The organism is uncultured Aquimarina sp. (genome assembly GCF_947492115.1).
GTDB lineage: Bacteria > Bacteroidota > Bacteroidia > Flavobacteriales > Flavobacteriaceae > Aquimarina.
The window spans coordinates 56,173-68,059 of sequence record NZ_CANLMM010000010.1 but is presented as its reverse complement, the minus strand read 5'-3'; the positions used below and the strand labels follow the sequence as shown (position 1 = coordinate 68,059).

9 protein-coding genes are annotated in these 11,887 nt (G+C 33.4%); all 9 read left to right on the top strand.

The features are described 5' to 3' along the window. The first annotated feature begins 68 nt into the window (after positions 1-68). Positions 69-1,490, top strand: a complete 1,422-nt coding sequence (locus Q1A73_RS21830) for an MBOAT family O-acyltransferase (RefSeq protein ID WP_299610165.1) — start codon at positions 69-71, stop codon at positions 1,488-1,490. 2 nt (positions 1,491-1,492) lie between these two features. Beyond that, complete coding sequence (locus Q1A73_RS21825; RefSeq protein WP_299610163.1) at positions 1,493-2,422, top strand: hypothetical protein; 930 nt, start codon at positions 1,493-1,495, stop codon at positions 2,420-2,422. A 179-nt stretch (positions 2,423-2,601) separates the two neighbouring features. Beyond that, positions 2,602-5,619 carry a tetratricopeptide repeat protein gene (locus tag Q1A73_RS21820; protein WP_299610161.1) on the top strand — a complete coding sequence of 1,006 codons (3,018 nt, stop codon included), beginning with the start codon at positions 2,602-2,604 and terminating at the stop codon, positions 5,617-5,619. 27 nt (positions 5,620-5,646) lie between these two features. Further along, positions 5,647-7,392: a TonB-dependent receptor gene (locus Q1A73_RS21815; protein WP_299610159.1), complete on the top strand. Its 1,746-nt coding sequence runs from the start codon at positions 5,647-5,649 to the stop codon at positions 7,390-7,392. An 82-nt stretch (positions 7,393-7,474) separates the two neighbouring features. After that, on the top strand, positions 7,475-8,293 hold the full coding sequence (locus Q1A73_RS21810) for a M23 family metallopeptidase (protein ID WP_299610158.1): 819 nt from the start codon (positions 7,475-7,477) through the stop codon (positions 8,291-8,293). A gap of 13 nt (positions 8,294-8,306) precedes the next feature. After that, a complete protein-coding gene (locus Q1A73_RS21805; protein ID WP_299610156.1) occupies positions 8,307-8,996 on the top strand; it encodes a hypothetical protein in 690 nt (229 codons plus the stop codon). A 171-nt stretch (positions 8,997-9,167) separates the two neighbouring features. Beyond that, a complete protein-coding gene (locus Q1A73_RS21800; protein ID WP_299610154.1) occupies positions 9,168-9,704 on the top strand; it encodes an SRPBCC family protein in 537 nt (178 codons plus the stop codon). 208 nt (positions 9,705-9,912) lie between these two features. Further along, complete coding sequence (locus Q1A73_RS21795; protein ID WP_299610152.1) at positions 9,913-10,938, top strand: sensor histidine kinase; 1,026 nt, start codon at positions 9,913-9,915, stop codon at positions 10,936-10,938. A gap of 60 nt (positions 10,939-10,998) precedes the next feature. Beyond that, positions 10,999-11,697, top strand: coding sequence for a response regulator transcription factor (locus tag Q1A73_RS21790; protein WP_299610150.1), 699 nt, complete (start codon positions 10,999-11,001; stop codon positions 11,695-11,697). Positions 11,698-11,887: the final 190 nt, after the last annotated feature.

Sequence of the window (11,887 nt, the reverse complement as noted above, 5' to 3'; positions counted from 1 at the left end):
TTAAAAATGTTTTTTTATCCACGTTGATTTTGACTAATTTTCCCAAAGAATTTATATGCGTATACATTTTGCAATTTAACACGGTCGATTTTGCGTTATTCTTTCCAATCGTTTTTACATTGTATTGGTTTGTGTTTAATACCAGTATTAAGATTCAAAATGTATTTCTTCTTATTACCAGCTATATTTTCTATGCTTTCTGGGATTGGCGTTTTTTATCCTTAATTTTTTTAAGCTCTATCATTGATTTTTTAGTTGCCAGAAGACTTAAAAATAGTATTGGGATTCGAAGAAAAATGCTTTTTGGAATTAGTATTTTTTGCAATCTGGGAGTATTGTTCGTTTTTAAATATTTTGATTTCTTTTTAGAAACGTTTGTGGATGCCTTTTTGTTATTCGGGAAACCAATTTCTTATACATCTCTACAATTAGTACTTCCTGTGGGAATTAGCTTTTATACGTTCCAAACATTAAGTTATACAATCGATGTGTATCGTAAACGAATAGAGCCAACAGATGATGTGGTCTCTTTTTTTGCCTTTGTTTCCTTTTTTCCTCAGCTTGTTGCTGGTCCTATCGAACGGGCTTCTAATCTTCTACCACAATTTAAAAAGCGAAGAATATTCAATACAGAAAAAAGTGTAGATGGATTGCAACTCATTTTAGGCGGGTTATTTAAAAAAATGGTAATTGCAGATAATTGTGCGTTAATCGTGAATAATCTGTTCGAAAATTATACAGAGTATTCTGGAAGTACGCTGTTTTGTGGAGCTATATTTTTTGGATTTCAGATTTATGGAGATTTCTCGGGTTATTCTGATATCGCAATAGGAACAGCAAGACTTTTAGGGTTTGATTTAATGAAGAACTTCAATTTTCCCTATCTGTCAAAGAATTTGATAGAGTTTTGGAGAAGATGGCACATCTCGCTATCCTCTTGGTTTAGAGACTATGTGTATATCCCTTTAGGTGGAAATCGAGTTTCTAATGTTAGATTAATCAGTAATATTTTGATCGTTTTTGTGGTAAGTGGTTTATGGCATGGTGCTAATCTTACGTTTTTAGCTTGGGGGTTGATACATGGAATATTCTTAATCCTTACGATATTTTTGCTAAAACATTCGAGAATTAAAGCTTTTTTGCAGACTCAGAAATCTGTCTTCTTAGATTTACTTGGGATAGGAACTACATTTTTTATTGTAACGATAGCTTGGGTGTTTTTTAGAGCCGAAACAATAACGGAAGCTTTTCAATACTTACAAGGAATCTTTTCTACTTCATTATTTTCTTTACCTCAGGGAAATAAATGGTTTTTGTTATTCTTAATAGGATATATGCTAATAGAATGGCTCCAGAAAAGAAGAGAACACTTGTTAGATATTCGTCATATTTTTTCGAAATCAATTCGGTATTCTATTTATTATGCCGTAGTGTTTCTAGTGCTGTATTTTGGAGGTAATCTACAAACCTTTATTTATTTTCAATTTTAATGATGAAGGTTTTTCTAAGAAAAATACTCGTTTTTTTTATTCCTATTGTAATCGTTTGGGGAGCCCTAGAATGGTTCTACAGAACGGTGCCTTCTAATTACACCTATAAGCATAAGATCATAAAGGAACGATACAACGAAATTGAGACATTGATTTTGGGAGATTCCCATGCTTTTTTCGGTGTTAATCCTTCTTATATAGATACAGAAACATTGAATCTGGCTAATATTAGTCAGAGTCTGTATATGGATCAATTACTTTTTGAAAAACACAAAGACAGTTTGCCCAATCTTCAAAATGTAATCATTACTGTTGGGTACTATAGTTTAAGTAAATTAAAAAATACAAAAGGAGAGATATGGCGTAAATATTTTTACCAAAATCAAATGGATTTAGAAATACCTCTCATCTCTCCTTGGGATGTGAAACAATATAGTTTAGCATTAACCAGACGACTCAATAAATCCATTTCTTTAGTGCATGCATATCTCGATGAAGGTACGATCATAGGATGTGATGCTAAGGGTTGGGGTGATTATTATGATAGTACCAACGGACAATCCTTAGATGTCCAAAGTTGGGTAGCTGCAAAGCGACATGAAGATTTTTTATTCGATTTTAGTGAAAATATAGGTCGGCTACAAGCAATCATTGATGCTTGTAAAAAGAAAAATTGGAATGTATATATCGTAGATATGCCAGTATATCATGGATACCTATCGTATCTGAATCAAGATAAGTTAGAAAAGGTTACCAATTCATGTAAAGTACTGGAGAATGACAATGAAAATGTTCGATATATTAACCTACGCCAAGACTATAGGATAGAAGATTCAGATTTTTACGACCCAGATCATTTAAATCATAAAGGAGCAAAAAAATACACCCAAATCATAAATCAATTAATATCTACATCAAAAAATGATCGTTGATGTAATTATCTTTAAAATATTTCGTTATTAGTATGAAGATTAGGGTATCTTTAACACAAAATTTATTCGCGGGAAACGATATTTACTTTAAGAAAATTTGGTCAAGGGAAACCTTGAAATTTCTATTAAACAGGAGCGCTGGTAGTTGTCAGGTTCTAAACGTTAAAAGAAATAATTACATGAACAAATACATCACTTTGATGCTTTTTGTGGCAATCCTATCTTCAAAGATTTCTGCTCAGCAATCAGCAATTTACACCAATGAATTAGTGCTTTACAATCAAGCACTAGAACTGTATAATAACAAACAATTTTTGGCTGCTCAAAATCTGTTTGATAAGGTAAGAGATGCTGTAGATGATGAAAATATCGATGCAGAATGTACGTACTACATTGCCAACTGTGCTGTTTGGTTAAATCAAAAAGGAGCAGACGATCTTATGGAGGAGTTTGTGGTGCAATATCCTACCAGTATCAAACGTAACGCAGCGTATTTAGATGTTGCCAATTATTATTTTGATAACGGAAAATATGCCTATGCACGAAAATGGTACGATAAAGTGGATCAGGGTAATATGAGCCGTTCTGAAAAAGAAAAGTTCAATTTTAATAATGGGTACGCCTATTTTAAAATTCAGCGTTTTAATGAAGCTAAAAAATTCTTGACGCAGGTAGAAGAAACTGATGAGTATGGAGCACAAGCAAAATATTACTTAGGTTTTATTGCTTACGAAGGAGATAATTATCAGGAAGCAGACAAACTTTTTGATGAGGTAAAGGACTTAGATAAATACAATAAAAACTTATCGTATTTCCAGAGTGATATGAATTTTAAATCTGGAAAATTTCAAGAGGCGATTAATGACGGGTTAAGTCAATTACCTAGATCGAAACCTTCCGAAAAATCAGAACTTCACAAGATTATAGGAGAGAGTTATTTTAATCTTGGAGAATACGATAAAGCGATCCCACACTTAAAAGCCTATAAAGGAAGAAAAGGAAAATGGAATAATACAGATTATTATCAGTTAGGGTACGCTTATTATAAAGGAGGCGATTATCAAAATGCGATTTCAGAATTTAATAAGATTGTGGATGGGCGTAATGCAACCGCACAGAACGCGTATTATCATTTGGCAGAATCGTATCTAAAGTCAGATCAAAAGCAGCAGGCATTAAATGCATTCAAAAATGCTTCAGAAATGGATTTCGAAGCAAAAATTAAAGAAGATGCATTGTATAATTATGCCAAGTTGAGTTATGAAATCGGAAACTCTTATGAGAGTCCTTCTAAAGTACTTTTGTCATATGCCGAAGCATACCCAAATTCAGAGTTCCAAGATGAGATTCAAGAATTATTAATCAGTTCTTACATCACTTCTAAAAATTATAAAGAAGCGATGGATCTATTAGAAGGTAGTCGTAATTTCGAGGATAAAGTAGTATACCAAAAAGTTGCCTTTTTAAGAGGAGTAGAATTGTATAATGAAGCCAATTATGCGGAAGCAAAAAAGTATTTCGATAAGTCTTTAGCACAACAGACCGATCCTAAATATACTGCCAAAGCTATCTATTGGAAGTCTGAATGTGATTATTTACAAGGTAATTTTGAAGAAGCACTCATCGGGTTTAAACAGTTCAAAGGACAAGAAGGTAGCGCTGGTACGAATGAAAATAATGATATAGATTATAATATTGGATATACTTATTTTAAACTAAAACAATACCCACAAGCCGCAAATTCTTTTGATAGCTATGCTAAAAATAGCGGAATAGACGAAGTTCGATTGACTGATACCTACTTACGATTAGGAGATAGTCATTTTATTTCTAGTAAATATTGGCCTGCGATGGAAGCTTACAACAAAGCCATTAAAAAAGGAGGGGCAGATGCTGATTATGCACATTATCAGAAGGCGATTAGCTATGGGTTTGTAAAAAAGAACGATAAGAAAATCAGCGATTTAGAAATGTTTCTAAAAAAATATACCAGATCTACATATCGCGATGATGCTATGTTTGCTCTTGGGAATACGTATGTAGCGGAAAACAAAACTCAAAGAGGTATTGATGCATATGATAAATTGATTAGAGAGATTCCAAGAAGTTCTTATGTGCCTAAGGCATTGCTAAAACAGGGGTTGATCTATTATAATGGAGACCAAGGTAATAAAGCGCTGTATAAATTTAAACGAGTAGTAGCAGACTACCCAGGAACTGAAGAAGCGATTCAGGCAGTAAATACGGCTAGATTAATTTATGTGGATTTGGGAAGAACAGATGAGTATTCTAGTTGGGTAAAAGGCTTGAGTTTTGTAGATGTAACCGATGCAGATTTGGATAATACTTCATATGAAGCTGCCGAAAAGCAGTATTTAGAGAATAATGATAATGCTGCGATTGCAGGATTTCAAAAATATTTGGATGAATTTCCAAATGGGATTCATGCATTAAAAAGTCATTTTTATCTGGCACAATTATTTTACAAAAAAGGAGATAAGCAAGCAACCATTCCACATTATGAGTATGTATTACAAAAAGAACGAACAGAATTTACGGAGCAAGCATTGGCAAGATTATCTCAGATACATTTAGAAAACCGAAGCTACGAAAAAGCTATTCCGGTCTTAGAAAGATTAGAAAAAGATGCCGATTTTCCGCAGAATATCATTTTTGCGCAGTCAAATCTTATGAAATCACATTATCAGTTAGTGCATTATCAGGAAACGATTGCTTATGCAGAAAAGGTATTAGAAAATCCTAAAATTCAGAATGATGTAAAAAGTGATGCGCAGATTTTTATTGCCAGAGCAGCACTACAAACTGCTGATGATGCCAGAGCCAAAAGAGCCTATGCCGAAGTTAGAAAAATCGCGACTGGAGAATTAGCAGCAGAAGCACTGTACTATGATGCGTATTTTAAAAATAAAGAAGGAGATTACAAAGGTTCTAATGAAACAGTACAAAAACTAGCAAAAGATTTTTCGGGATACAAATTATACGGAGCCAAAGGCTTGGTCTTAATGGCTAAGAATTTCTATGGATTAGAAGATGCCTATCAGGCAACCTATATTTTAGAAAGTGTGATCAAAAACTTTGTAGACTATCCTGATGTGATTTCCGAGGCACGATCAGAACTCAAAAAGATCAAAGCCGAAGAGGCAAAAACAAATTCATCTATCAAAACCGAACAATAATAATCAGTTATAAACGATTTTCCATTTATGTCTAGATATATTAAGAAATTATTTTCTTTTACCTGCGTAATCGCTTGCAGTATTTCATCATTATTTGCGCAGGAAGAAGAAGAAGAGACTATAGAAACAGAACGAGTAGTAATCGTAAAAACATACACGCCTACGATTAGTGATGCGTTTAAGGTAAAATCTACGCCAATTTTAGACGATTCTGTTACACAAAAGAAAAAGCAATTACGATATAGTATTTTTTCGGTTCCTGTTGCATCTACCTTTTCACCCGCAAAAGGAAGAGCTGCTAATATCGATAAGCCTAAAAAAATACCGTTATATGATAATTATGCAACCTTAGGTTTTGGAAATTTTACATCCGTATTGGCCGAGTTTTACAGCAATTTTCAGTTAAACAGAACAGATAATATTGGTCTGTATTTGCATCATAATTCTTCGCAGGGAGGAATAGAAGATGTCGTATTGGATGATAAGTTTTACAATACGTTTTTAGATCTAAATTATACATCACGTACCAAAGATTTTACATACGGAATAGAAGTAGGAGCGGAGCACCAATTATATAATTGGTATGGGTTGCCAGATATTCCTGTATTAACCCAAGAACAAATTGATGCAATTGACCCTCAACAGAATTATTTTGGGGCCAAGTTGGGGGGTAAATTGCAATTCGATGACCTGTATTTTAAGAGAGCTTCTCTAAACTATCGTTACTTTGGAGACGCTACCAGTACTGTAGAGCATCATGCCATTTTTAAACCTACATTCGAGTTTGAAATCGTAGACGAATTAGTAACTACAGATTTTATTATTGACTATTTAGGAGGTGGATTTGATAGACCTTTAAACTTAGCATTACAAACACCAAATGATTTTAGTATCCTAAATTTAGGAGTTCAACCAAGTTTGGTCGTATTACGAGATAATTTAACTTTAAATCTGGGTGCGGCAGTATTTTTTAGTATCGATAGCCAGAATAATGATAATGATTTCTTTATTTATCCAAAAGTTACAGCATCGTATGGATTACTAGATGAGACGGTTATTGCTTATGGAGGTTTAGAAGGAGGGCTACAACAAAACACCTATAGAGATGCGGTGCAAGCAAATCCTTATGTGTCACCAACGCTATTTTTAACTACCACACACAATCAATTCGATGCCTATGTAGGTTTCAAAGGAAAACTATCTGATGTAGTAAGCTATAATTTTAGAGGTGGTTATGCTTCGGAAAATGATAAACCTTTATTTGTAAACAACAGACCAGAAGTTGTACAATTAGAAGGGTTCGATTTTGGTAATTCTTTTTCATACCGATACGATGATATCCTAACCTTAAGTGGATATGGAGAATTAAATTTTAATATCAATAAGAAATTTAAACTAGGCATTACCGGAGAGTATTATAGCTATAATACAGATGATGAACAAGAAGCTTGGAATTTACCAGAATTAAAAGCGTCTGCATTATTGGATTATCAGATGACAGATCAGTGGTTTGCAGGAGCACAACTATTTTATGTTGGCGAGCGAAAAGATATTAATACTGCGGTTGCCTTTGTACCACCAACACCAGAAGCAACGGTAACTTTAGATAGTTATTTTGATGCCAATGTAAATTTGGGCTATCGATTTAATGAGAAACTATCAGTTTTTGTAAAAGGTAATAACCTTGCTGGCCAAAATTACGAACGTTGGGCAAACTTCCCAGTACAAGGAATCCAGGTATTAGGAGGAATTACTTATAAGTTTAATTATTAATATAATCGTTCTACAAAATCGAGATTCTTTATTAGCAATTCCCAAATAAAAGCAGTATTTTATTCTGGTAATTGGAAAAGAAATGAATAGGAAGAATGTAATTTGTTGGGTGCTATCGTTTTACTCGATAGTAGTTTTTTCACAGGAAAATTTTAGAGTGTATTATCAGGAAACAGATGATGGATATAAAATTCTTGCTGATAATGGTGAGTTTTGTCCGGTTTCTGTAGAGATTGATTTTGAGATTGAAAATCTTACTTCTAGTATTGGCGATATTAAAATTATAGAGGTTCCAGAACAAACTACACAATTTTATATTGCAGATCTTACGGTGGTAGATAGAAAAAAGGCGTTACGCTTAGGATTTAGTGTACGCTATAATCATGGAAATCACTTACAAGAAGACTATGATACCGATTATGCGTATCATCTTCCTTTTAAGAAGGGAACGGAGCATATGGTTACACAAGGGTATAACGGTACCATTTCGCATCATAATGAGAATGCGTTAGATTTTAGAATGCCCATAGGAACACCCATTTATGCTGCAAGAGAAGGGAAAGTTGTTTTGGTAGAACAGAGTTTTAACAAGACATGTACCGGAGAAGATTGTGCTAGGTTTAATAATTATATTTTGGTATATCACTCCGATGGTACATTTGCAGAATATACACACATCAAAAAAAATGGCGCTATCGTAGCTCCTGGAGATCTCATAGAAAAAGGACAACATATCGGTTTTAGCGGTAACGTAGGTTGGTCTACAGGTCCGCATCTACATTTTATTGTTTTTCTACAACGGTTTAATGATCGAGAAACCTTACCTACAAAATTTCTGATTGGCAATGGAAAAGAGCTTACCCAATTACAAGAAAGAAAAACCTATCGCAAAGCATATTAGTTAGTGAATATCTATGAATAAATTTATCCTTGCGCTATTAGTAGCGTTTATTAGCCAATCAATAATATCACAACGTGCCTATAATTTTGATTATATGATGGCGTATACATATCAGGAATCTTTAGAAGGTCCGATTAAAGTACAAGCGGTATTTATTAATTCTAAAGATAATAGGTACCATTTAATTTTGCAAAACGACGGAAATCCTGATTTTGAATTTAATTTTGTAGATCACGAAAGAAAGTTTGAAACTTTTTTTTCTTTGGAAAAATCTTCTTTTCTAAATGCCAATAGAATTAATTTAGATTGTGACTTGGTCAAAAGAATTGGTACACCTAAGTACAATACTAAATTTGCCAAAAAATACTTTTTCGAAATACAAAAGGATACTGTAATTCAGGATACAGCATATAACCACATCGTTCTGAAGAGAAGAAATCCTAAAAAACGGAAGAAAAATTGGGAGATACACTACATAACTCATAAGACCGAAAAGTTTGAAAAACCTTTTATAGGAAACCATAAAGTATACCTAATATGGCAACAGATAGTAAATAAAGAAAAATTTAATTTCGATGTTATAAAAGAGGAATATTCTCTTAAAAAAGGGAAGGAAAAAGCGTTTGTGTATAAGTTTACCGAAATGAGAAAGATCACAAATAAGTATATCTATATTCCTGATGATTGTGATTATTCCAACTAATGTTTGTCGAGCAGGTTTGTCATCGTTCGGATGTTTAAGTTCCTTATTAAATATCAACATATAACATTCATTTACTTTTAATCATCATTTCTTCAACCTTCAGAAAATCAGTATATTTATAAAGAGAATCTTTCTTATATAAATCACAACCACTAACCAATACATAACATTATGAAGTATCTAAAATATCTACTGATTGCTGTAGTCGCCATCGTATTGATCTTTTTTGGAATAGGACTTTTTACTTCTTCCGTTTCTTACGAGAATGAAATTGTTGTCAATAAACCGGCAAACGAATCTTGGGCCGTAATGTCTGATGAATCTAATCTACCCAAATGGATCGAAGGTTTTCTAAGAACAGAACATGTAAGTGGCACACCTAATACAGTAGCTGCAGTTTCTAATGTATATATCGATGAAGGTGGAGAAGAAATGATGATGACAGAAACCATTACCGCTATGAAACCCAATGAACTTATGGCCATGGTTTTTTCTATGGATTTTATGGATATGGAGTATGAAATGTCTTTTGATGAGGATAATGGTAAAACCACCATAACTTCTAAATCAATGGTAAAAGGAAACAGTCTTATGGCTAAATCCATGATCGCTTTGATGAAAAGTGGTATGAAAGCACAAGAAGATAAAAACTTAGCTGCGCTTAAAAAACTTATCGATGATAATACCAAAGATTATACTTTAGAATAGTTATACAAACTCTTATTTCCAGTTTTGCAGACAAATAGTGCCACTTTGCAGAATATTATGTATAGTTATAAATTAAAAGATGATTTTTGTAGTAGTAAATCACCTTAGTGGTAAGACCATAAAGAGTTGAATTGAAAAAGATGTAGATGTTAGGCAAGCCTTGGGACATTTAGATCTGGATTATCGAGTAAACTTATAGCTATTCATCGTGAAGAAGTTAATCATCATTGGATTACAAATTGGATTTTGGTTATGCTATTTGGTATTAACCATTATTTTGGTATATCTCTCAGTAGCAAGCGAGGGCAATGAAATTGTGGAGCAAATGATGGTGCGATCTCTTTATTTTTCGATCATTCCATCTGTTATTTCTTATTACTCATTTTATTTTTTGGTATTCCCCAAAATTCGAGAAAAAAGGATATTACTGTCGATCATATATGCTTTTGTTTTTTCGATTGGCGCAGCCTTCATCGGAAATGTATTGATCTATGTATTCTTGGGAAAAGAGAGCTTAACAGGAGCTCAGGAATCGGTTACCGTAGGCATCGTGTTTATTTCTTTTGTCAGTTTGATCATTGGAGTGATCGCATTAGTGACCAAAGGATTTATTACTTGGTATGAAGAATTAAAAGTAAAAGAAGCGCTGAAGCAAAAGAATCATGAAATGGAAATGGCTTTGGTAAAATCACAGCTGGATCCCCATTTTTTATTTAATACCCTAAATAATATTGATATTCTGATTCTTAAAAATGCAGAAGAAGCTTCCAAGTATTTAAATAAATTATCGGATATCATGCGTTTTATGCTCTTTGAGACGAAAACGGATAAAATTTTGCTCACCAAAGAACTAGAGTATATCGAAAAGTACTTGGCACTACAAAAGATAAGAACAGCCAATGAGAGCTATATCAATTATCAGATAACAGGTTCACCAAAGGGTAAAGAAATTGCTCCGATGGTGTTTCTTCCTTTTATTGAAAATGCTTTTAAGCATACTTCTAATAAAAAAATAGACAATGCCATTACGATTCATATCTTTATAGAAAAAGGAAGCATACAGTTTGAGTGTGCAAACAAGTTCAATCCCAATAGGAAAGTAACACATACGAATCATGGATTAGGAAATGCACTGATCGAAAAAAGATTGGCGCTGCTGTATCCCGAAAAACACACTTTAGCTATCGTAAAAGAAAAGGAAGAATATAAAGTACGTTTGATAATCACCGAGTAAACTATTGAGTAGCATGTACAACTCGCTTATCGAGTAACATTTTAAAGAATTGAATCACGAATGACACCATATTCATGCATTATTATCGAAGACGAGCCTTTAGCACTCGAAAGAACTAAAGAATTTGCTGAGAAAATCCCTTTTCTCAGTGTTGTAGCTACTTTTGATAACGCTCTGGATGGTCTCGCTTTTTTAAAAGCAAATACCGTAGATGTAATCTTCCTGGATATCAATATGGATGAATTATCGGGGATAGAATTGTTGGAAAGCTCCAAGATTACGAGTGAAGTAATTATGACTACTGCTTATCAGGAATATGCTTTAAAAAGCTTTGAACTCAATGTTACGGACTATCTATTAAAACCTTTTACCTTCAACAGGTTTTTGCAAGCGGTAAATAAAGCTCAGGAAAATCTAGAAAATAAAACCCAAAAGCAACAACCAGATTTCATTTTTGTAAAGACTGAAAATCGATTAGAAAAAATCAATCTGGCAGATATTTTATATATCGAAGGAATGCGAGATTATCGCCGAATACATACGCCAGATAAAAGAATTATGACGCTGCAAAATTTTAAAGAATTTGAACAGATCATTCCTGCTAGTTTGGTTTGTAGGGTTCATAAATCCTATATGGTTTCTATTAGTAAAATTGATTCCATCGAACGAAACCGAATACGAATCGGCGAGCAACTCATTCCCATTTCCGAAACCTATAAAACTTCCTTTTTTCAGCAAATCAGTACTAGTAAATGGTAAGCTTATGGTGATTAGAATTCATATCAATTCAAGGCTAGAGATAAAAACCCTTTCCAGCGTTGGGATTTGACGTTCCAAAGCAGCGCTTTGTATTTTTTTTCACCAGTGTAAGATTTGTTTTGTGTCTTTATTGCATCCGACTAGGTAACGAGAGGAATGCATCGCAAAAGAAATGAACAAGAGGTTGAAT

What these genes read in the sequence shown, in the direction of transcription:
- Q1A73_RS21825 (WP_299610163.1), top strand. Translation starts at nt 1,493, where the DNA reads ATGAAGGTTTTTCTAAGAAAAATACTCGTTTTTTTTATTCCTATTGTA.
- Q1A73_RS21805 (WP_299610156.1), top strand. Translation starts at nt 8,307, where the DNA reads ATGAATAAATTTATCCTTGCGCTATTAGTAGCGTTTATTAGCCAATCA.
- Q1A73_RS21820 (WP_299610161.1), top strand. Translation starts at nt 2,602, where the DNA reads ATGAACAAATACATCACTTTGATGCTTTTTGTGGCAATCCTATCTTCA.
- Q1A73_RS21815 (WP_299610159.1), top strand. Translation starts at nt 5,647, where the DNA reads ATGTCTAGATATATTAAGAAATTATTTTCTTTTACCTGCGTAATCGCT.
- Q1A73_RS21810 (WP_299610158.1), top strand. Translation starts at nt 7,475, where the DNA reads ATGAATAGGAAGAATGTAATTTGTTGGGTGCTATCGTTTTACTCGATA.
- Q1A73_RS21790 (WP_299610150.1), top strand. Translation starts at nt 10,999, where the DNA reads ATGACACCATATTCATGCATTATTATCGAAGACGAGCCTTTAGCACTC.
- Q1A73_RS21800 (WP_299610154.1), top strand. Translation starts at nt 9,168, where the DNA reads ATGAAGTATCTAAAATATCTACTGATTGCTGTAGTCGCCATCGTATTG.